Origin of the sequence: Jonquetella sp. BV3C21 (genome assembly GCF_000468895.1) — a bacterium.
Classification (GTDB): domain Bacteria; phylum Synergistota; class Synergistia; order Synergistales; family Dethiosulfovibrionaceae; genus Jonquetella; species Jonquetella anthropi.
In genome coordinates, this window is record NZ_AWWC01000027.1 from 1 (window position 1) to 21,422 (window position 21,422).

At 56.0% G+C, this 21,422-nt stretch carries 18 protein-coding genes; all 18 read left to right on the forward strand.

The annotated features are described in order from the left end of the window. Nucleotides 1-286 (forward strand): oligopeptide/dipeptide ABC transporter ATP-binding protein (locus tag HMPREF1249_RS06950; RefSeq protein WP_021776064.1); only part of this gene is annotated, 286 nt, incomplete at its 5' end. Nucleotides 287-480: 194 nt separating this feature from the next. Continuing rightward, the gene (locus tag HMPREF1249_RS06955; protein ID WP_039873432.1) at nt 481-1,995 is read left to right on the forward strand and encodes an ABC transporter substrate-binding protein; all 1,515 of its coding nucleotides are present in this window, start codon (nt 481-483) and stop codon (nt 1,993-1,995) included. 99 nt (nt 1,996-2,094) lie between these two features. Further along, a complete protein-coding gene (locus HMPREF1249_RS06960) occupies nt 2,095-3,600 on the forward strand; it encodes an ABC transporter substrate-binding protein (protein WP_008522992.1) in 1,506 nt (501 codons plus the stop codon). Between the two features lie 80 nt (nt 3,601-3,680). Then, nucleotides 3,681-5,210: an amidohydrolase family protein gene (locus tag HMPREF1249_RS06965; RefSeq protein WP_008522990.1), complete on the forward strand. Its 1,530-nt coding sequence runs from the start codon at nt 3,681-3,683 to the stop codon at nt 5,208-5,210. A gap of 48 nt (nt 5,211-5,258) precedes the next feature. Then, nucleotides 5,259-6,728: a chlorohydrolase family protein gene (locus HMPREF1249_RS06970; RefSeq protein WP_008522988.1), complete on the forward strand. Its 1,470-nt coding sequence runs from the start codon at nt 5,259-5,261 to the stop codon at nt 6,726-6,728. A 188-nt stretch (nt 6,729-6,916) separates the two neighbouring features. Next, entirely contained in the window at nt 6,917-7,684 is a 768-nt protein-coding gene (gene allE / locus HMPREF1249_RS06975) for a (S)-ureidoglycine aminohydrolase (protein ID WP_008521379.1), read from the forward strand. A gap of 32 nt (nt 7,685-7,716) precedes the next feature. After that, nucleotides 7,717-8,733: an aspartate/ornithine carbamoyltransferase family protein gene (locus tag HMPREF1249_RS06980; protein WP_008521378.1), complete on the forward strand. Its 1,017-nt coding sequence runs from the start codon at nt 7,717-7,719 to the stop codon at nt 8,731-8,733. A 27-nt stretch (nt 8,734-8,760) separates the two neighbouring features. Continuing rightward, the gene (gene allB, locus HMPREF1249_RS06985; RefSeq protein ID WP_008521377.1) at nt 8,761-10,134 is read left to right on the forward strand and encodes an allantoinase AllB; all 1,374 of its coding nucleotides are present in this window, start codon (nt 8,761-8,763) and stop codon (nt 10,132-10,134) included. Between the two features lie 14 nt (nt 10,135-10,148). After that, entirely contained in the window at nt 10,149-11,099 is a 951-nt protein-coding gene (gene arcC, locus HMPREF1249_RS06990) for a carbamate kinase (protein ID WP_008521376.1), read from the forward strand. Nucleotides 11,100-11,112: 13 nt separating this feature from the next. After that, nucleotides 11,113-11,577 carry a YhcH/YjgK/YiaL family protein gene (locus HMPREF1249_RS06995; RefSeq protein ID WP_008521375.1) on the forward strand — a complete coding sequence of 155 codons (465 nt, stop codon included), beginning with the start codon at nt 11,113-11,115 and terminating at the stop codon, nt 11,575-11,577. Nucleotides 11,578-11,608: 31 nt separating this feature from the next. After that, nucleotides 11,609-12,775: a pyridoxal-phosphate-dependent aminotransferase family protein gene (locus HMPREF1249_RS07000; protein WP_008521374.1), complete on the forward strand. Its 1,167-nt coding sequence runs from the start codon at nt 11,609-11,611 to the stop codon at nt 12,773-12,775. A 216-nt stretch (nt 12,776-12,991) separates the two neighbouring features. Next, nucleotides 12,992-14,530 (forward strand): Na+/H+ antiporter NhaC family protein, encoded by a 1,539-nt coding sequence (locus HMPREF1249_RS07005; protein ID WP_008522985.1) that lies wholly within the window; start codon nt 12,992-12,994, stop codon nt 14,528-14,530. A gap of 698 nt (nt 14,531-15,228) precedes the next feature. Further along, nucleotides 15,229-16,422 (forward strand): ABC transporter substrate-binding protein, encoded by a 1,194-nt coding sequence (locus HMPREF1249_RS07010; protein ID WP_039873438.1) that lies wholly within the window; start codon nt 15,229-15,231, stop codon nt 16,420-16,422. Nucleotides 16,423-16,503: 81 nt separating this feature from the next. Next, nucleotides 16,504-17,361 carry a branched-chain amino acid ABC transporter permease gene (locus HMPREF1249_RS07015; RefSeq protein ID WP_008522983.1) on the forward strand — a complete coding sequence of 286 codons (858 nt, stop codon included), beginning with the start codon at nt 16,504-16,506 and terminating at the stop codon, nt 17,359-17,361. A gap of 9 nt (nt 17,362-17,370) precedes the next feature. Further along, a complete protein-coding gene (locus HMPREF1249_RS07020) occupies nt 17,371-18,417 on the forward strand; it encodes a branched-chain amino acid ABC transporter permease (protein ID WP_008522982.1) in 1,047 nt (348 codons plus the stop codon). Next, on the forward strand, nt 18,414-19,196 hold the full coding sequence (locus HMPREF1249_RS07025; RefSeq protein WP_008521368.1) for an ABC transporter ATP-binding protein: 783 nt from the start codon (nt 18,414-18,416) through the stop codon (nt 19,194-19,196). The genes HMPREF1249_RS07020 and HMPREF1249_RS07025 overlap by 4 nt, the downstream gene beginning before the upstream one ends. Beyond that, the gene (locus HMPREF1249_RS07030) at nt 19,196-19,915 is read left to right on the forward strand and encodes an ABC transporter ATP-binding protein (RefSeq protein ID WP_021776062.1); all 720 of its coding nucleotides are present in this window, start codon (nt 19,196-19,198) and stop codon (nt 19,913-19,915) included. Before HMPREF1249_RS07025 ends, HMPREF1249_RS07030 begins: the two co-directional genes overlap by 1 nt. 34 nt (nt 19,916-19,949) lie before the next feature. Beyond that, nucleotides 19,950-21,308, forward strand: coding sequence for an allantoinase AllB (gene allB, locus HMPREF1249_RS07035; RefSeq protein ID WP_008522980.1), 1,359 nt, complete (start codon nt 19,950-19,952; stop codon nt 21,306-21,308). Nucleotides 21,309-21,422: the final 114 nt, after the last annotated feature.

Below are 21,422 nucleotides of genomic sequence, written 5' to 3' on the forward strand. Positions count from 1 at the left end.
GGGTTCCATGGTCGAGCTCACCGGGGACAAAGAAATCTTCAAGAACCCGCTGCACCCGTACACCCAAGCGCTGCTGTCGGCCATTCCAATTCCGAAAGTTGGAGTGAAGCGGGAGCGAATCCTGTTGGAAGGCGACGTCCCGAGCCCGGTGAACCCGCCTGCGGGTTGCCGCTTTGCCGGCCGGTGTCGATTCCGCAAGGACATCTGCACGGCCCAGACGCCTGAGCTGAAAGAGGTCGCGCCCAACCACTTCGTCGCCTGTCATTTAGTGAAATCGGCTGAATAAGAGGGAACAAGGATTTAGTGGAACGTGTGGCGTCAATTTATTTCTAAAACTGGGTCAGGGGGGGAGAGATATCAAAGTCAGGCTATAAGCGGAACTAAAAAATAAATAAAACGTTGTTGCCGGAAAAATTTGAACTACGGAGTCCTAAATTTTTAAAAGGTAATCTTTTAAATCACGAGGGAGGCGAAGTTCAGATGAAAAGACGCGGTATTTCTCTGTTAGTTGCGGCATGTCTTGCCTGCGGAGCCGTTGGTACAGGAATGGCTCATGATATGCCTGACACGTTAATCGTCGCGAATTCTGCAGATATTAAGACCTTGAATCCGATGTACACCGGTGACACTGTCAGCGCACAAGTCTTCCTGAGCATCTATGATCATCTGCTGTGGCAGGATCTAGAAGGCAACCTTATCCCTCGTTTGGCAGAGAGCTGGGAGACTCCAGATCCTTTGACGTACATTCTGCATCTTCGCCGTGGCGTGAAGTTCCATAACGGAGACCCGTTTACCGCAGAGGACGCTAAGCTTACTATCGACCGCGGACGGACGACGATTGCTGCGACGGGGGCCAACGTCCTGTTAAAGGATATTAAGGAAGTTGAAATTAAGGACGACTATACGATTGTGATTCATATGAGTCAGCCCTACACGCCTCTTTTGTACGCTTTTACAGAAGTCTGGGGCAGCGTTATGGACAAGAAAGCGATGGAGAAACTGGGCGACAAATATTTTGAGCACCCAATCGGCACGGGACCGTTCAAATTTGTTAGTTGGACTAAAGGGGATAGGGTTGTCCTAGAGCGCAACGATGATTATTGGGGTGATAAAGCAGAGTTTAAAAACCTCATCATTCGTGCCATTCCTGAGACTTCGGTCCGAACGATTGAGTTGGAAAGTGGTTCGGTTGATATGATTTACAAAGTAAATGTTCACGATATTAACCGAATCGCCGAAAACCCGAAACTTCAGGTGCTCCGTCGTCCCGAACTCCGTTCCGACTACTATATTTTGAACTGTTCAAGGCCCCCGTTTAACGACGTACGTGTGCGACAAGCCTTTGCGAAAGCCTTGGACATTGTAGGAATTCAAAAAGCAGTTTTCCGAGGCGTAGGGCGCGCAGCTCGTGGCCCGCTGCCGTTGGGAATGAGGTACTTCGACGATACGCTGCCTATGCCTGTGCAGGATGTTGAGGGAGCGCGGGCTCTTTTGAAAGAAGCCGGCGTGGGGCAACTGAATATCACTATTCGCGTTAATGAGTCGAAGGAACGAATCGACGCGGCGACAATTGCCCAAGCTCAGCTGGCTGAAGTGGGAATTAACGCCGAGATTCAAGTTTTAGAGTACGGAGCACTGCTTGATATTCTCGATAGGGGAGATTTTGATGTCTCGCTCCTAGGGTGGGGAAATAACCTTCCAGATCCTGAATATGCAATGTCCCGGCTCTATCACACGCGCGGAATCGGCACGACGAACTGGGCCCGCTACAGCGATCCGAAAATGGACGAGTTGCTGGATAAGGGAACGTTGCTGCCTGACGGCGACGAGCGTGCGGCGTTATATAAAGAGGTGCAGCGTTATTTCCTAGGACAGGTCCCTGTGATCTATTGGTCAGAAGGCGAGCAGGTAATAGCTATTAGCAAACGGATCAGTGAATTCCCGCTGCATCGTCGAGGTATTTACGAATTCAACAAAGTGAAACTGGCGAAGTAGGAAGATATGTAGACGTGCTCTGACAAGGTAAATGTTCGTGAGGTTTTCATAACGGAAATCTTTATTTTGTGTTCCAAATAATTTAAGGAGGGAAATATATTGATCAAGAAATTAATGTTATCAGTTGCATTAGCGGCTTTTCTTGCGCCTGCGGCGTTTGCTCACAACGAGCCAGACACGCTAATCGTTGCGAACAGCACGGACATTAAAACTCTCGATCCTATGCTCACCGGAGATGCAGGAAGTGCCCAAACGTTCCTTTGCATTTATGACCACTTGCTGTGGCAGGATCTTGAAGGAAATTTAGTGCCGCGTCTTGCTGAAAGTTGGGAAACGCCGGATCCTTTGACGTATATTTTGCACCTTCGGAAGGGCGTTTGGTTCCATAACGGAGAGCCTTTTACCGCTGAAGATGCAAAGTACACGATCGATCGCGGGCGGACGACGGTTACAGCAACTGGGGCAAACGTTTTGCTTAATGACATTAAAGACGTTGAAATAAAAGATGACTATACCATCGTCATTCATATGAAAAAGCCTTTTACCCCGTTGCTTTATGCTTTTACTGAAGTTTGGGGCAGTGTCGTGAACAAAAAGACGATGGAGGCGCTTGGGGACAAGTATGTAGAACATCCGGTGGGCACAGGCCCCTTTAAGTTTGTCAGCTGGAGGAAGGGCGACAGAGTCGTTCTTGAACGGAACGATGACTATTGGGGCGATAAAGCTGATTTTAAAACGTTAATCATCAGAGCCGTGCCAGAATCTTCGGTCAGAACAATCGAGCTTGAGAGCGGCAGCGTCGACATGATCTTTAAAGTAAACGTCAACGACATCAACAGAATTGCCGACAACCCCAATTTGAAGCTGCTGCGCCGCAAAGATCTTCGCGAGGATTTCTTTGTCCTTAACTGCTCGAAGCCGCCGTTCAATGATGTGAGAGTTCGGCAGGCCTTCAGCAAAGCTCTTGACGTTGCCGGCATTCAAAAAGCCGTTTATCGCGGCGTTGGGTATGCTCCCAAAGGTCCGTTGCCCCAAGGTATGGTTTACTATGACGATACTTTGCCTGAACACGATTATGATGTTGAAGGAGCAGAGGCTCTCTTAAAGGAAGCTGGAGTCAAAGATCTTCACGTCACGATTAAAGTCAACGAATCAAAAGAGCGCGTCGATGCGGCAACAATCGCTCAGGCGATGTTAGGTGAGGTCGGTATCACCGCTGATATCCAAGTGCTTGAATACGGCGCGCTGCTGGACTGTTTAACAAGAGGCGACTTCGAAATTTCAATGAGCGGCTGGGGAAACAACCTCCCGGATCCGGAGTTCGCTCTTGGCAGACTGTATCACAGCCGCGGCATCGGTGCGACGAACGATGCTCGATTTAATGATCCAAAGTTTGACGAACTGCTTGATAAAGGAGCCTCGACGCCTGAAGGGCCGGAGCGGGCAGAGGTATACAAGGAAGTGCAGCGCTATTTCTTGGATAAAGTGCCGGCACTTTATTGGTACGGTGGGGAGCAGGTCACGGGTATCAGTCGGCGTATAGCCGAATTCCCGCTGCATCGTCGCGGGATTTATGAGTTTAACAAGGTAAAACTGGCAAAATAACAAACGATTCGGATTAAACAACAGGAGCAGGGGGGTGCTGTCATCTCCCTGCACTGTTGTTGAAAGAGGAGTGTTGTCTAGTGATATGCAATGACAAACAAAAAGCAGAAAAGCAACACGTCGATTTCATCTTAAGCGGAGGCACAGTCGTCACAATGGACACATCGCGTCGGATTATTTGTGACGGGGCTGTGGCGATACTCGGGGAAAAAATCATAGGCGTTGGATCAAAACAAGAAATTGAAGGCCATTATGTCTGTGACAACATCATAAACTGCACTCATAAAATCATTATGCCCGGTTTAGTTGACGCTCACGGGCACGCAGGGCATGCGTTGTTTAAAGGAATTGGCTCAGATACTCCCAGCTTATGGATGGATATTGCCACACCGACATATCACCATTTCACAACCGATGAATACTGGCTGAAAGAAAGCCGAGTCGCGGCGCTGGAACGCCTTAGAATGGGTGTTACCTGCGGCGTCTCTGTAATAAGTTCAGCCCAGAGAAGCGACGATCCTGTATTTGCCGGCAACTGCGTTCAAGGATATGCCGAAGTTGGAATTCGGAACATAGTGGCTGTTGGGCCTTCCAATCCTCCGTTCCCTCGAAAATTTAGCCGGATTGTTAACGGGAAGAGGATAGAAAAGGAATATACCTTTGATGAATTAATGGCCGGAGCTGAGGCAGCTATTGACCAGTGGAACCATAGCGCTAACGATCGAATTCGCGTTTTTATCGCGCCCTTTGTCCTTTTGACGTCGATTTTCGGCTCAGGTTCTTCGGCAGCTGATGTGGCGGTGAAACTGACGGACCATGACCGCTACATGATGAAAAGAGTGCGTCAGGTTGCGGCGAAGTACAAAACGAGAATTCACACAGAAGCTTTTGGCGGCATGATTCGACTTGCTTCACAGTGCGATGACGCGCTTCTCGGGCCGGACGTCCATTTACAGCATTGCACAGGTATTTCTTTTGAAGAGGCAATGATTCTCGCAAAGACAAAAACAAATGTCACAAGCACTCCGGGGGTGGGACAGAGCAGTGGGCGCTGTCCAATTCCAGAGCTCATTGAGTTGGGCTGCAATGTCGCTGTTACAACTGATGGTAATTCTCCGCGCACTTCTTTTGATCTTTTCCGTGCGGCCCATAAGACCCAGTTAATACAGCGAATGCTTTTACATGATGAATGTGTATTGCCGACGGGGAAATTGCTCGAAATGATCACAATTGACGCTGCAAAGGCTGTTGGCTGGGATGACGAAATAGGGTCTCTTGAGCTCGGCAAAAAAGCTGACGTTATTATCGTTGACGCTTTTCAGCCTCATCTCATGCCAGAACTGCTGCCCGTTCACAGACTCATCCAACGGGCAGTCGGTCAGGATGTCGAAACGGTTTTTGTCGATGGCAAGCCTGTCATGCTGAATCGAAAAGTATTGACGGTGGACGAAAAGAGCATGTTGCTTGACGGTCATCGTGAAATTATGGAAACGATTAAGAGAGCGGGCTTAGAAAAGCATTTGAACCTTGCGGAGACATTTTGGGGGCATTCAGAGGGATGGCTTGACGAAAATAGGGTCGATTTTAGTCAGTTAATCAGTCGTCCTTAAGAGTAATAAGGCCAGTTGGACAAAGGAAGCGAAGGGAGTTCAAGGCAGATGAAAACAAGGATAAAAGCTCGTTACGTTATCGGTTTTGACGGCCATGGGCACCGAATAATTGAAAACGGCCAAGTCGTATATGAAGGGCAGAACATACTGTACGTCGGCGCAAAAGAGTTCCCCGGAACGGTAGACCGAGAAATTGACTGCGGCTGTTCTCTCGTCAGCCCCGGCCTTATCGATTTGGACGCTCTGGGGGATATTGACCACGGTCTCTATCATTGGGAAGTCCCTTCACAGAAAAATGCATCTCTGATGTGGTCTAAGAAGTACTGGGATCAAGGGCCTAGAGAGTTTATGACCCCGGAGGAAGAGGCTTTTAAATCTCTGTACGCCTACGCGGCTCTCGTTCGTGCCGGGATCACCACCGCCATGCCGATTACATCGGTGCTGTACAAGGCATGCGCTGAAACCTACGAGGAAATTGAAGCGGCCGCTTATAATGCCCGAGACGTAGGTCTGCGGGTATACCTCGGCCCCAGCTATCAGTCAGGGAACCGTGTCGTTGCATCCGACGGGACGACTTCCGTGCTGTACGACGAAGAGGCCGGGAAAAAAGGACTGGAACGGGCGATCCGTTTTGCTAACGTCTACGGCGGTTGGGCTGACGGCTTGATCAATGCGGTAATGGTGCCGGAGCGTATTGAGACACAGACGATTGATAATTTGGTGCGGAGCAAGGCGGCGGCGCGGGAGATCGGCTGCCCGATGAGGCTGCATGCGGCACAAGGCTCATTTGAGTATAACTGGATTGTTTCGCACCACAGCAAGACGCCTCTTCAGCTGCTCGATTCGCTGGGGATTCTCGACGATAGGACGCTCATTCCTCACGGGCTGTTCGTGCAGGGGTTCAGCGAGCTGTCCAATCCGCTGCCCGGCGACGACTTAGCCCTTTTGGCGGAAAGGAAAACGACGGTGATCCATTGTCCTCTTGTTTACGCCAGAGGAGGCACGGCGCTGGAGTCGTTTGGCCGGTACCGGAGAGCGGGCGTCAACATGGCCATGGGAACTGACACGTTCCCGTGTGACTTGCTACTCAACATAAGTGTAGGCAGCATGATGGCCCGGCGAGTCGACAAGTCCCCGGAGGGCAACCGGGTGGCCGATTTCTTCGAGACGGCGACGCTCGGCGGAGCCCGCGCGCTTGGCCGGGACGATTTGGGCCGTTTGGCGGCGGGGGCTAAGGCGGATATTGTGGTCTTTGACCTGTCCGGACGGCATATCGGGCCGATTGACGATCCTCTCCGGACGCTTGTGAACAGCGGATCCGGCAGAGACTTAAAACTGTCCGTGATCAACGGCCGAGTCGTATTTGAAAATGGCCGCGTTCTGGGCATTGACGAGTCTCGCTTGGACGAGCGGGCTCAGCAGTATTACGATCGGATGAAGGCGAGCGTCGCCGAGCGGGACTTCAGGGGACAGTCGCTTGATGAGTTGTTCGCGCCGTCGTTCCCGGCGTGGAAGTAACGTTTTCCTTTAGGAATGGCGATAGGTAACAAATAGGGTCCTGCTCTGGCGCTTTTTGGCTCTAAGTTATAAAAATATTTATATTTATGGGTAATTAAACATAAAGCGCTAAGCAGAGAAAAATGTCACAATAATTGGCGAGATGGACGGCGGCTTTCTGCCGCCGAACAAACAAGGAGGAAGATACAATGGGTTATCCAAAGGGTTTGCTTTCGTCCCGGGCGGTTATTCGCAACGGAGTCTATGCTGTGATTCCTCCGGAGGGCCGGGTTATCAACGTGATTCCGGGTTTTGAGGGGTTCAAAACGTCGATCATCGCCTCTCCCAAGATCGGGCCGAGCTTTGTGTGGTACGTGTCCACCGTCGCTCCCGGCGCTCACACTTCTAAGGACTGGGGCGACGCGGGCTGCGAGCGCTTTGTCTATTTCATGGACGGCGAGGGCGAGCTGACTGTTACGGTCGCGGGCGAGACGAAGGTTCTCAAGCAGGGCGGTTACGCGTTTGCCCCTGAGGGCGTTGGCATGGGCATTCGCAACGATTCTAACGGTACGATGCGGATCATCATGTACAAGCAGAAGTATATTCCTCTGGAAGGGCACTCGGCTCGGCCGGTGTTCGGCAACGTTCACGATCTGCCTGTGAAGCACTTGGACGATATGGAGAACGTTGACTTGGTCGATCTGCTGCCGACCGACCTCGGTTTTGACATGAACTTCCATATCCTGACGTTCCAGCCCGGCGGCTGCCATTCGTTCATCGAGACTCACGTGCAGGAGCACGGCATGTACATCACTTCCGGCGAGGGCGTGTACCGGCTGGGCGATGATTGGATCCCGGTTCAGCGTGAGGACTTCCTGTGGATGGGCGCTTTCTGCCAGCAGTGCGTCTACGCCAGCGGGCGCGAGCCGATGAGCTACATCTACTCCAAGGACTGCAACCGGGACGTGGAGCTGTAGTCCCGAATCTACCACGAAAGGACGATTTTATTATGGCTTTGACGGCGAACTTCGCGCCTATGAACATCAAGGATGAGCTTGAAGCGACAGGACTGAAGGGGCGCAACCTTGAGTTTCTGACCGACCTGACCCGCGAGCAGTATGGCCATCTGTTCCGCGCCGCTGAGATGATTGAGCCGTTCTGGCGGAACGGTTTGAACTTGATGGAGGGGAAAGTCCTCTGCGCTCTGTTCTTTCAGCCTTCAACCCGCACTCGTTTCAGCACCGAGCTGGCCATGCTGCGCCAGGGCGGCCGCGTGATTTCCGAGTCGAACCCGGCGGTCAACTCGTCGGCCGCTAAGGGCGAGTCGTTGTCTGACCACCTGACGACCGCGTCGTGCTATGCTGATATCATTGGGCTGCGTCACCCGGACTATGAGACGGTGAAGGCCGCCCTGCCGGCCGCCCGCGTCCCCGTCATCAGCTGCGGCTGGGGGAACGAGACGCATCCCACTCAGGGGCTTCTGGATATGTACACCGCCTACAGGGCGTTCGGCGGTTTCGAGGGGCTGAGAGTCTGCATTGCCTCGTCTGACCTGAGCCGTGCCCGGAGCGGCCACTCGTTTGCGATGGGCCTTGCCATCATGGGGGCGGAAATCGTCTACGTCGGCCTGAGCGAGCATCCGATTCCGACACTGATCATGGACAAGCTGAAGGCCGCTGGAGCGAAGATCGAGACCCACTACGACCTGAGCCGCGAGGACTTCATCGACGTGATGGCCACGTGCCACCTCTGCTACCTGCCCGGCTGCTGCGTCCCGAAGGACAACCCGGCGGCCCGCAACGACTTCATGGAGAAAATCGCCAAGTTCTATATTCACTTGGAAGACCTGAAAAAAATTCGGGGGCGGACCGGCCGTATCGTTGGGCTGATGCACTCGCTGCCCCGGAACGAAGTGGAATTCGACTACGCTATCGATCATTCGGAGTTCGAACTGTACTTTAAGCAGATGAGCTTCAGCGTTCCGATTCGTATGGCGCTCGTCTCGTCGATGGTCGGCGTTAACTAAGAAGCACCATCTGAAAGGAGTCTTTCCATGCTGGACTTGCTGGTCAGTGGCGGCACCGCCGTTTTGCCGCAGGGCCCGGCCCGCGCGGATGTCGGCGTGGCTGACGGACGGATTGCGGCGGTTGGCGACCTTTCGGCTTTCCCGGCCCGCCAGACTATCGACGTTTCCGGTCTGCTGGTGCTGCCGGCCTTGGTGGACGGTCATGTCCACTTTAACGATCCGGGACTGACCGAACGGGAGGACTTTTACACCGGGAGCTGTGCCGCCGCTGCCGGCGGCGTTGGCTCGGTCGTCGAAATGCCGCTGTCCGGCAACCCGACTGTGACGTCGGTCGAGACGCTGGAGGCAAAGAAAACCCAAGCCGCGGCCAAGTCGGTGGTCGATTATGGCCTGTGGGGCGGTCTGGTGAACGACAACGTGAGCCAGATGGAAGCGATGTCCCAGAACGGCGCGCTGTGCTTTAAGGCGTTCACATGTTTTGCTGGTAACGATTTCCCGTACGCGAACCACGATGTCCTTTGGCGCGGTCTGGTTGAGGCAGGCCGCATCGGCGCGCTGGTCGGCGTTCACTGCGAGGACGAGGAGCTGACGTCGGTCAGGGAAAAGCGGGCCCGGGCTGAAGGCCGGCTGACGGTTCGGTCGTTCTTAGAAGCTCACGCTCCTGAAACGGAAGAATTGGCAGTGGCGGGCCTGCTGGTGATGGCCCGCCGCGCCGGAGCTCGGGTGCACGTATGCCATGCCACACTTGCCGAAGTGGTTGATATAGTGACTGAGGCGAAAAAACACCAGCCCGCGACGGTTGAGACTTGTCCGCACTATCTGGTTTTCAACGAGTCCGACTTGGAGCGGCTGGGCGGGGAGTTAAAGTGCACCCCGGCCATCAGGACCGCCGCCGATGTGGAGCGGCTGTGGGATCGGGTTCTGTCGGGCAAGGTCGATATGATATGCTCGGATCACTCGCCGTCGACGATCCCTCAGAAGAACCCGCTGAGCGGCTGTTTCTGGGACGCGTGGGGCGGAACTGAGGGAGTTCAGACGACCCTTTCGGTGCTGTACGGCGAGGGCGTGGCCAAGCGCGGCATGTCATTGACGCAGCTCGTTCAGCTTCTCTGCGAAGGGCCGGCGAAGGTGTTCGGTCTGTTCCCCCAAAAGGGGCAGTTGGCTCTGGGGAGCGACGGCGACTTGACGCTGTTTGACCCGAACGCCCGCTGGACCGTGACGCCTGAGGCGCTTTTTTACAAAAACCGCCACAGTCCCTACATGGGCATGGAGCTTTGCGGCAAGGTGAAAACGACGATCGTCCGCGGGACGGTCGTCTATGACGGAAATAAGGTGCTGGCTCCGGCCGGCTTTGGACGTCTCTTGTCCCGACAGTCGGGCGGAGCGGGCGCGGATAAGTGAGAGGTTGTCGATTGATGAGTATTCAGCGTATAGTCGTGGCTTTGGGCGGAAACGCCATTTTGCAGCGGGGTCAAAAAGGAACCGCCGCTGAGCAGATGGAAAACGTTCGAGTCGCCGCGCGTCAGATTGCCGAAATGATCGCGGCAGGGTATCAGGTTGTGGTGACTCACGGGAATGGGCCTCAGGTTGGCGCCCTGCTGATTCAGAACGCGGCAGGCGCGGGGCAGGTTCCGGCTCTGCCAATGGACTTCTGCGGCGCCGAAAGCCAAGGCTTCATCGGCTATATGCTGTGCCAGTGCCTGCGTAACGAGCTGGCGGCCCGAAAAATTGACGGCCGGGAGCCGGTCTGCGTGGTAACTCAGGTCCTTGTGGATCCGAACGACCCGGCGTTTTTGAACCCGACCAAGCCGGTAGGGCCGTTCTACAGCGAGGAAGAGGCAAAAAAGCGGTCTGCCGACGGAAAAGAAAAGTGGATCGAAGACGCTGGCCGAGGCTGGCGGCGGGTTGTCCCGTCCCCGAAACCGGCAGAGATCGTGGAGCGCGGGGCGATTACCAGTCTGCTGGGCAGCGGCGCGACGGTTGTTGCGTCCGGCGGCGGCGGTGTGCCGGTTGTTCGCCGCGAAAACGAGCTGTCCGGCGTCGAGGCGGTTATTGATAAGGACTTGGCCGGTATGCTTTTAGCCTGTCAGGTTCAAGCCGACGCGCTCGTCATTCTCACCGACGTTCAGGCTGCGGCGGTCAACTACGGGAAACCGGACGAAAAATGGCTTGGAAGCGTCTCCGTGAGCGATATGAAGCGGTACGCCAGCGAAGGGCACTTTAAAGCCGGTTCCATGGGCCCCAAAGTCGAGGCGGCAGTTCAGTTTGTCCAGCGCGGCGGTCAGCTGTCGGTCATCACCAGCCTTGACAAGGCGGTGGAGGCTCTGGCCGGTAGCGCTGGAACGCGGATCAGCGCCGGTCAGTAAGGAGGTTGAACCGTTGATTCGAGCACTGCTTGCTCATGCTTCCCGTTATTACGGACTGGGCTGGGGGATTCGTCGGGCCTTTGAGTTCATCACTCAAACGGACTTCAGCGGGCTGAGTGCCGGTCGGTATGACGTGGAAGGCGACAGGATTTACGCGCTCATTCAGGAAAAAAACAGCCAGAGGCTCTGCGACGCGCCGTTTGAAAATCACCAGCGCCACGCGGACCTGCAGATGACGCTTTCCGGCGACGAGTGGGTCGGGTACTGCCCGGTCGAGCGGCTGACGCTGTTAGGCGACTACAACGCCCAGACCGACGTTCAGCTCTACACCGGAACCGGCTCGCTTCAGCGGAGCTACAACGACAGCTTCGCCCTGTTTTTCCCCGAGGACGGACACCAGCCCTACGTCACGATGACGGAACCGGCGCCGCTTCGGAAGTTGGTTATGCGCATTCGGTTAGACACGCTCGAGCTGTAAAAGAGCGAAATCAAGCGAGGAGGAAAAATAAATGATTAAGACTGAACGGCTTGTGATGATTCCTGGACCGACTCCTGTTGTCCGCAGCATTCAGAACGAAATGGCGCGTCCGACGGTTGCCTTTGGCGATCCGTGCTTCGTGGCGGATTACAAACAGCTCGTTCTTGACCTGCAGGAGATGTGGGGCTGCGGTGAAGGGGGCCAGGCGTTCGTCTTTGCCGGCAGCGGCACGCTGGGCATGGAAATGGCTTTGGCCAACACTACCAAGCGGGGCGACAAGATCCTCGTCTGCTCCAACGGCGCGTTCGGCGACCGGTTCAAGAAAATGTGCCTTCGCAAGGGACTCGACATGGACGTTCTGGCGACGGATCACTGGGGAACCAGCATCACCGCTGAAATGGTCGAGGCGAAACTGAAGGAAAAGAAATACGCTGCCGTTACGGTCACTCACGTCGAGACGTCCACCGGCGTCATGGCTCCGATCGCTGCAATCGGCGAAGTTCTTAAAAAGCACCCTGAGACTATTTACATCGTCGACGGCGTCGCAGCCGCGGCCGGCGCGGAAGAGAACCTTGAGAAGATGGGCATCGACATTGTGCTTTCCTGCTCGCAGAAGGCCTTCGGCGTCTGCCCCGGCCTGACGGTTCTGTGGGCCAGCAAGGCTGCTTTGGACCGCCGCGCTTCCTTGGGCGAACTCATCCCTGAAAGCTACTGCGACTTCAACGAGTGGGTGCCGGTCATGAGAGACCCGTCCAAGTACTGGGGAACTCCGGCCGTCAACCTGATCTGGTCGCTTAAGGAATCCGTCCGGATCATCAAGGAAGAAGGGCTTGCTGAGCGGTATGCACGGCACATTCGCATTGCCAAGCTGATCGACCAGTCGGTGGAAAAACTGGGCTTTAAAGTCGCCGCCGAAGAGGGCTTCCGCGCTCCGACCCTGACTGTGTACCTGTACCCCGCCGGCGTGGACGACGCCAAGTTCCGCGCTGCCGTGGCAGAGGAAGGCGCCGTTGTGGCCGGCTGCTTGGGCGAGTTTGCCGGCAAGGGCTTCAGAATGGGCCATATGGGCAACATCGACAAGCACGTCATCACCGGCGCGGTCGCTGCTGTGGCCAGAGCTTGCGTCAAGCTGGGCGTGAAGGCTGACGTGGCTGGAGCCATGGACGTGCTGCTCCGTGGGCTCGCTCAGGAAAAGTAGACTTTAGGCGCTGCAAGCGCCGGTTGCTCCGTGTGTACTGGACAACCGGCGCTTTTTTTACCCTATTGTTCGCGCTTAAATGCACAAATAGGCTTCTAATACGAGTAAAGGATACTTTTGAATTACTATTAAGGGCGTTTTTGAGGCTGAACGAAGCATAAAGAACCGGAAATAATTTTCTATTTCATCATAATCTGCTAAAGCGAGGTGCTCGAAGTGGAGTACGGTTTTCTGTCCCTCATTCCGCCGATAGTGGCGATTGTTCTGGCATTGGTGACAAAGCAGACGGTCTTTTCCCTCGTCGTTGGGCTGTGGATAGGAACGACGATTATCTGCGGTTGGAACCCAATCGTCGGGTTCCCCACGATGATTTCCAAGTTTTTCATCCCGCTGATCGCGAACGAGTGGAACGCCGGTATGCTCATGCTGATCGTCTCCTGCGGAGGCTTTGTCTACCTGATTAAACGAACCGGCGGCGCGAAGGCCTTTGGCGAATTTGCGGCGAAGCGGGTGAAAACTCGTAAGCAGGCGCAACTGACGACGTATGCCAGCGCTTTTGCGTTTATTTTTACCGAACCGACTCTGACCCTCGGCTCCATCATGCGGCCTGTGACCGAGAAGCTGCGGGTTTCCCGGGTCAAGCTGGCATATATTTGCGACGTGATGGGCTGTCCTTTCGCCACTTTGTCGCCGATTACCAGCTACAGCACCTATGCGATCGGCTTGATCGCGACGCAGTTCACCGCGCTGGGCATTACTGATAACCCGTGGTCGGTGTATCTTCGGGCACTTCCGTTTAACTTCTACGCTACCTTTGGCATGCTGGTTCTGCTGGCCGTGATTATTTGGGACTTGGATATCGGTCCGATGTACGCAGCAGAGCAGCGGGCAATCAAGACGGGACAGCTCATTGGGCCGAACGACAATCCGATGGGCAAGTATGATTTGGACGAGGACAAACTGTTCAGCGGCGTGAACCTGACGCTGAAGAACTTCCTCGTTCCGCTGGGCGTGCTGTTCCTCACGCTGATTGCCATGATTATGTGGACGGGGAATGCCCCTGTGAACGGTATTGGCGGGGCATTTGTCAAGTCGAACATCTCCCTGTCAATTTCCACCTCGTTCCTCACGGCTTCGATCGCTGCCGGGATTATTGGGGCTCACTCAAAGGTCTTCGGGTTCCGGGATATCGTCCCTGAATGGTGCCACGGCGTGGCCCTCAACTCGGACATTCCGGTCATTCTGGTGCTCGCGTGGTCCATTGGTTCCCTCACCGGCATGATGGACCTGAAAGGGTATCTCATCAACATCGTCGAAAGCTATCATATTCCCGCCGGCCTTATGCCTGCGTTCCTTTTTGTAGTGGGCGCGTTCATTGGGTTCTCCACTGGAAGCTCTTGGGGCGTTTGGGCGATTATCCTTCCCATTTCGCTGCCGGTGGCTCACCACTTCGGCGTTCCTATGGAATTGATGATCGGCGCTTCCTTGAGCGGCGGTGTGTTCGGAGACCACTGCTCGCCGATTTCTGATACGACGATTCTGGCGTCAACTGCCGCCGGGGCTGACCACGTTGAACACGTGAAGACTCAGCTCCCCTACAGCTTGACCGTTGCCTTCTGCTCCGGTCTGGGCTTCTTGGTCGGCGGGCTGTACTCCCAGATGCTGGGACTTGTCGTCGCGGCCGTGTCCCTTGCCTTTGCCGTGATTCTGCTACACCGGCTAGCCGCTCGCCGGCTTTGCAGACAGGCTGCTTAATAAACACTCGGCAATCGTTTCGCCCTCCTCGCGGAGACTTCCGCAAGGAGGGCTTTTTTGTTTCCTTTTGTTGTGCCCAAGAGAGAAGCGGGAGCACGTGCGGGACAGGAAGGGGGGCAATCGATGGCGGTTTTTATGGGGAGAGCATGGACGCGTCACCTGAAAAGCTGTCCAAGGTATGGCCGTATCTTTGGAGTATCTTTGTGGGGCGTCTATCAGTGGCGGGCAAATGGAAGGGCCGGGCAGGCGCGGGGCAAAATGGCAATCGTTCATGCTGACAGTGGAGTTCCGTCGTTTGGAGAATTGCCTGCGGCTGAGTCGGCTGCTGCCGTTTGTGGGTTAAAAACGCGGGCATTCTTCGTGGATTGCCCAGCCGCTCGAGGCGGCCGCCGGGAGGAATTTCTGTAAAACAACTAATAAAGCCAATTTTATGTTATTTCTTTAGGAAAAAATAAAGAAAAAACAGGCTTGGGCGTGAGGAATTGTTGAAAAGTATGATTCGGCCGCAAGCTGCGAAACCATATAACAAAAAAATGAATCACCCTTATGAAATCAGCCAAAGTATGGAAGAACTAATAAAAATATCAAGTTTTTTTGTTATCAGGCGATGATGAAGAGAGTGAGACCGGCCGGTAAGATAAGGCCAATAAGTTCCAAAAATCACGATGTGAGCTTTGAGAAGGTTGAAAGAGGAGGCGATGTTTGTGAAGAAGTCGTTGGCAGCGTTGTTGGCTGGGGTAGCAGTGCTGGGAGCAGTGAGCGGGGCCGTTGCGGCGGAAAAAGTCCTGAAGATCGGCGTTTTGGGCGTGATGAGCGGCTCCGCTGCCTCTTGGGGGCTGGTGAATCGGTACTGCGCCGAGGCTTCCGCTGAGATGATCAACGAGGCGGGAGGCTTTGAGATCGGCGGCGAGAAGTACAAGATTAAGATCGTGTCGGTCGACGACAGAAACGACCCGAAGGTGGCTATTTCCGGCGCAGAGCGGCTGATTTACGAGGAAAAAATCCACTACATTATCGGTCCCAACATCGCCCCCACGTCGATGGCGATTGTGCCGGTCCTTGAAAAGGGCGGGGCGATCAGCATTCCTTACGCGTTCCCGAAGGCCTTGTACACTCCGCCGGCGAGCAACTCGATTCTGGGCATGATCGCGTCGTATCAGGCTGGGCCGGTGATCTTCAAGTATTTGATGAAGGAACACGGCATCAAGACGATCGCCTTTGTGGCCCGCAACGACACCGAGTCGCTGACGACGAGAGAAGAGAGCCTGCAGTCCGCTAAGGAGCTTGGGCTTGAAGTCCTTTCCGATAAGGACACGTACGAGACCGGCACGACCGACTTCTTCCCGGTCATGACGAGCATTGTGGCGAAAAACCCCGACCTGCTCGTCCTGTCCGGTCCGGCGCCGGCTGACACGCCCCTTCTGATCAAGACGGCCCGCGAGCTGGGCTATCAGGGTTTCATGTGCGCCGAGAACGCCCAGGATGCCAAGGTCATCTCCGAACTGGCTGGCGACGCGGCGAACGGCTTCATCTCGGTCGGCGGCGCGAGCACCCCTGAAATCCGCAGCGACTACATGAACGAGTTCATCAAGCGGTATGAGAAGATCGCCGGCGAGTGGAACGACGAGGCAGGGACGAAGGTTTACGCGTTGGACTATATTCTGAACACGATCAAGGCGGCCGGCCCCGAGGCGATTAACGACGTGGAGAAGTTTAAGGCAGCGATGAACACCTTCTCGATTCCGAACCCGTACATCAAGGGCGACGCGGCTCCACTTCACTACATTGGCGAGAAGTATTTCCAGCAGAAGCGCCAGTTTTCTGTCCCGATGGTTATCGTGACGTACGAGGGCGGCGAATTTAAGACGCTCTTTGTCGGCTCGGCTGAGTAACCTGACATGCTGGGGGCCGTCAGCTTTTGACGGCCCCTTTTTGCGTGACTGGTCTGTTTAATTGTCGGAGGGGGTGCGCCTTTGGAACAAGTTCTGTGGAACGGCCTTTATACCGGTATGCAGTACGCCCTTGTCGCGCTGGGCCTGACGCTGATTTTCGCCCTGATGAACGTGATGAACTTCGCCCACGGCCAGCTGTACATGCTAGGTGGCTTCGTCACCTATTACGTCTACGGCATGATGAAACTGCCGTATCCTGTCGCGATCGCCGCGTCGGCGCTTTCGCTGGCTGCTGTCGGCGTGCTGTTTCAGGTGTTTCTGTTCAAGCCGGTCTTGCGCTACAGTCTGAGAGAAGAAAGCAGCATGCTGCTTTCAGCCGGTACGGCGACGTTTCTTGAAAGTCTGGCGCTGATATTTTTCGGCGAAAAACACCGCGGCGTCCCGGCGGTAGTGAACGGCGTTTACCGGATCGGGAACGCTTTCCTGCCCAAGGGGCGGCTGCTGGTGATCGCCCTGGCGTTCGCGTTTATCGGGATTTTCATTCTGTTCATGAGGTACACCAAGCCGGGGCGGGCGCTGCGGGCTATGGCTCAGGACGCGCCGACGGCTCGGCTGATGGGCATTAACGTGGACAGGTATGCGGTTCTCGGCTGGGCTCTGGCCGCTCTGCTGGCTGGGGTCGCCGGGTCGCTGCTGGTGCCGATTTCAGGCGTTGACTCGGGGATCGGCAACGGCATTTCGATTAAGGCGTTCATCATGGTGATGATCGGTGGGGCCGGAGCAGTTTCCGGGGCTCTGCTGGGCGGGTTTATTCTGGGAATGCTTGAGGCGTGGGGATATTACCTGTTCCCCGGTGGCGAGACCTACCTGATCATTTTCGTTGGGCTGATGATTTTCCTGTCGCTGAGGCCTAACGGGCTGATGGGCAAGTCCAGTTAGGAGCGGAGCATGAACAAACAGAGATCTACCGGAAAATTTGCGGCTCTTCTTCTGATATTGGCGGTTTATCTGGTCGTTATTCCCCTTGTCTTTCGAGGACACCCCTATTTTCTGGGCGTCCTGACTCAGGCGTCGGTGCTCAGCGTGATCAGCGCCGGCGTTTGGCTGATGTTCTATATCGGGCGGATCAATATCGGTCAGGGCGCGTTCGCCCTGATCGGCGGCTACACGGCGGCTATTTTGATGAAGAAGATAGGGCTGTCGTTCTGGCTCGCGTCGCTCGGCGCGGTCGCCGTGACCGTGGCGGCGGCAGTGATCGTGGGGCTTCCGCTGCTGCGGCTCAAGGGCGTTTACTTCTCCATGATCACGCTGTGTCTCACCGAGACGGCCCGGCTGGCGGCTCAGAGCTTCCCCAGCCTGACCAACGGCGCCAAGGGGATTCTGAATATCCCCATGCCTGGCGCCGTGAAGCTGGGCGACTTGACACTGATTCCCGATTTTGCGTCGGTCGACAAGCACTTGGCCTATTACTACCTAGGCGCGGTGCTGCTGCTGTTCTGCTTTGCCGTGCTGTACCGGGTGGTTCACAGCCGGTTGGGCTGGCTGCTTAGGTCGCTGCAGGAGAACGAAGAGCTGGCGTCGTCGTTCGGCGTTGACGTTCCGCGGCTTCGCGTGATCGCGTTCGGAATATGCGCCGTGTTCGCCGGCCTCGGCGGCTCGTTCTTCGTGACGCTTCAGCAGTGCGTCTACCCGGCGACGTTCACGGTTCAGGACTCCACCTATTTCCTGCTGTACTGTTTCTTGGGCGGCCTGGGAAGCGTGTGGGGCGCTCTAGCCGGAACGTTCGTCCTCTTCTTGAGCTTTGAGGCGCTGCAGGGGCTGAATCAGTATCAGCCGCTGATTTATTCGTTGATCATGATCGGCATGATGCTGTGGCTGCCGAACGGACTGCTGAGCCTGCGGCTTCCGTGGTTCCGCAAAAAGTTGGTCTGCGTCGTGCCCGTGGACGAGAGGCCGGACGCGAAGGAGACGAGCGATCAGGAGGTTAGGTCATGACGGCGCCGCTGATGGAAGTGCGAAACCTGACAAAACGCTTTGGCGGTCTGGCCGCGGTCAGCGACGTGTCTTTTGACGTGCGCGAGGGGGAAATCCTGAGCATCATCGGCCCCAACGGCGCGGGCAAGAGCACGCTGTTCAAGCTGCTTTCGTCGTTCCTCAAGGCGACGTCGGGCCATATTCTCTTCCGCGGCGAGGAAATCACATCGCTGGCGCCGCACTTGGTCGCCCGAAAGGGGATTATTCGGACCTTTCAGGAGACGACGATCTTCCGTCACATGACCGCTCTGGAAAACGTGATTGTGGCGCACCACCTGCAAAGCCGCGCCGGCCTGCCGGGCTTTTTCTTCGGCACTTCGACGGCTCGGGCCGATGAGGAGAAGTTCGCCGAGAGCGCTAGGGAAATTCTCGACTATATTGGGCTTGGAGAGGTGAAGGATCAGGAGGCGTCGGCGCTTCCGCATGGTCACCTGCGGGCCTTGGGCATGGCCATTGGTCTTGCCGCTAGGCCGACGATCCTGCTCCTCGACGAGCCGTTCGCTGGGATGAACTCGGAAGAGACGCTGGAAGGCATGAAGCGGGTGCAGGGGATTCGCTCCCGAGGCGTGACGGTTCTGCTGGTCGAGCATGATATGGCGGCCGTCATGTCCATCAGCGACCGAATTATTGTGCTCAACTTCGGCCACAAGATCGCGGAAGGGACGCCGGAAGAAATACAGAAGGACGAGCAGGTCATCGAAGCGTACCTCGGCCGGGAAGACGAGGAGGTGAACGGCTGATGCTGCTGCAGTGTTCTGATATGTACATCGATTACGACTGCGTCAAAGCCGTTCATGGCATTTCAATGAACGTTGACGGCGGCGAGATTGTGACGCTGATCGGCGCGAACGGCGCCGGGAAAAGCTCGGTTCTTCGGGCGATTACCGGCTTAATCAAGCTGAACGGGGGCGAGATTCGCTTTGAAGGCGAGCGGATCGACGGCCTTTCGGCGGAAGAGATTGTGAAGCGCGGCATCACCATGGTTCCCGAGGGCCATCACGTTTTTCCTCTGATGACGGTGAAGGAGAACCTGATGATAGGCGCGTTCCTGCGCCGCGACAAAGCGAAGATCGACGAGTCGATCGAGCAGGTATTTCACCACTTCCCGCGGCTGAAAGAACGAATCAATCAGGCCGCCGGCACGATGAGCGGCGGCGAGCAGCAGATGCTCGTCATCGGGCGCGGGCTGATGGCCGACCCGAAACTTCTGCTTCTCGACGAGCCGTCGTTAGGCGTCGCGCCGCTGTTCGTCCAAGAGATCGCCCGGGCGATTACGGCGATTAACGAGACAAAAGGCGTGAGCATTATTCTGGTGGAGCAAAACTCCCGAATGGCCCTGCGGGTGTCGCACCGGGCGTATGTGCTGGTGACAGGGAAGCTCGCTCTTGAAGGGGTGTCGGCGGCGCTGAGAAACGATGAGCGCGTTCAGAAGGCCTACTTGGGCGGGCAGGTAGAGTAAGACTGGCAAGTTGCTTTAAAAAGGGAGGTTCCCTATGTATGACTTGGTAGTATCTGGCGGACAGATCGTCACGCCGGAAGGGGTTTTTACCGGCGACGTTCTCGTTCAGGACGGCAAAATTGCCGCAGTCACCTGCGGGGAAAGCGGCGCTCCCGCGCGGCAGTCGATTCAAGCGGCGGGACGTTTCGTTTTCCCCGGGGCGATCGACGTGCACGCTCACCTGAACGATCCGGGGTTCACGTGGCGGGAGACGTTCGGACATGCTACCCGCGCGGCGGCCGCCGGCGGGGTAACGACGATCGTCGACATGCCCTTGCAGAACGAACCGGCGCTGACGACGGTCGAGCTGTTTGACCGCAAAAATTCCATCGTCGGGCCTCAAGCGGCGGTTGACTTCGCCTTTTGGGGCGGACTAACGGAAAACAATCTGGCCGACTTGGAAGGTCTCCACGCCAAAGGCGCCCCGGCGTTCAAGGTCTTTGTCGGTCCCGTTTCGCCGGACTATCAGACGCTTAACATGGGCGTCATCCGTCAGGCCATGGGAATTGTCAAAAGGTTCGACGGGCTAATCGGCTTCCACGCGGAAGACTATTCCATCATCAAGCGGGGAGAGAAGCTGGCTATCGAGGCCGGAAAGACGGGACGCCGGGACTTCTTGGATTCCCGCCCGGTCGTGGCTGAGCTGGTCGCCGTGGCGAGCCTGATCGAGCTGTCAAAAGAGTCCGGCGTGAGGATTCACATCTGCCACGTGAGCCACCCCGACGTGGCGGAGATGATCTCCCAATCCCAGAAAGAGGGCGTGCGGATCACCGCCGAGACTTGCAGCCATTATCTGGTCTTCACCGAAGACGACCTGCTGGAAAAAGGGACGCTCTTTAAATGCGCGCCGCCGCTTCGGACGAAAGAAGCCAGAGAGCGGCTGTGGCGTTACGTGGCTGACGGAACGCTGTCCTGCGTCGCGTCCGATCATTCGCCCTGTCGGGAAGACGAGAAGAGCGAAGAAAAAGGTGTCTTCAGCGCTTGGGGCGGCATCAGCGGCATTCAAAGCCTTGTTCAGGCGTTTTACAGCGGCGCCCGCCAGCGCGGGTACGACGAGGTCATGGTGGCGTCTCGGCTTTCGGAAGGCCCGGCCAAGGTCTTCCGACTTTGGGGACAGAAGGGCGCTATTCTGCCGGGATTCGACGCGGACCTGTTCCTGCTTGACCCAGAAGAGAGCTGGACGATTCGGGCTGAAGACCTGCTGTACCTGAACCAACTCTCCGCGTTCGTCGGGCTCTGCGGCAAGGGCGCGGTGAAAACGACGATTCGCCGCGGGCAGGTCGTCTGGGACGGAGAAAAGATCGTTTTTCCGTCCGGCGGACAGCTCGTGACGCCGGTTTTATCTAAGAACTGAACACGAGAAAGGCGCTGCTCATTTTGGTCTGCTCCCCGTCAATAGGACAGTGAAAAATCAAAAAGTCCCGTACCGCCAGTCGAGTAATCGGCTGGCGGTTCTTTTACGCCGCAA

Bases quoted from the DNA above. Each gene is read 5' to 3' on its own strand.
- HMPREF1249_RS06955 (WP_039873432.1), top strand. From the start codon at position 481: ATGAAAAGACGCGGTATTTCTCTGTTAGTTGCGGCATGTCTTGCCTGC.
- HMPREF1249_RS06970 (WP_008522988.1), top strand. From the start codon at position 5,259: ATGAAAACAAGGATAAAAGCTCGTTACGTTATCGGTTTTGACGGCCAT.
- allE (WP_008521379.1), top strand. From the start codon at position 6,917: ATGGGTTATCCAAAGGGTTTGCTTTCGTCCCGGGCGGTTATTCGCAAC.
- HMPREF1249_RS06980 (WP_008521378.1), top strand. From the start codon at position 7,717: ATGGCTTTGACGGCGAACTTCGCGCCTATGAACATCAAGGATGAGCTT.
- allB (WP_008521377.1), top strand. From the start codon at position 8,761: ATGCTGGACTTGCTGGTCAGTGGCGGCACCGCCGTTTTGCCGCAGGGC.
- arcC (WP_008521376.1), top strand. From the start codon at position 10,149: ATGAGTATTCAGCGTATAGTCGTGGCTTTGGGCGGAAACGCCATTTTG.
- HMPREF1249_RS07000 (WP_008521374.1), top strand. From the start codon at position 11,609: ATGATTAAGACTGAACGGCTTGTGATGATTCCTGGACCGACTCCTGTT.
- HMPREF1249_RS07010 (WP_039873438.1), top strand. From the start codon at position 15,229: ATGTTTGTGAAGAAGTCGTTGGCAGCGTTGTTGGCTGGGGTAGCAGTG.
- HMPREF1249_RS07020 (WP_008522982.1), top strand. From the start codon at position 17,371: ATGAACAAACAGAGATCTACCGGAAAATTTGCGGCTCTTCTTCTGATA.
- HMPREF1249_RS07025 (WP_008521368.1), top strand. From the start codon at position 18,414: ATGACGGCGCCGCTGATGGAAGTGCGAAACCTGACAAAACGCTTTGGC.
- HMPREF1249_RS07030 (WP_021776062.1), top strand. From the start codon at position 19,196: ATGCTGCTGCAGTGTTCTGATATGTACATCGATTACGACTGCGTCAAA.
- allB (WP_008522980.1), top strand. From the start codon at position 19,950: ATGTATGACTTGGTAGTATCTGGCGGACAGATCGTCACGCCGGAAGGG.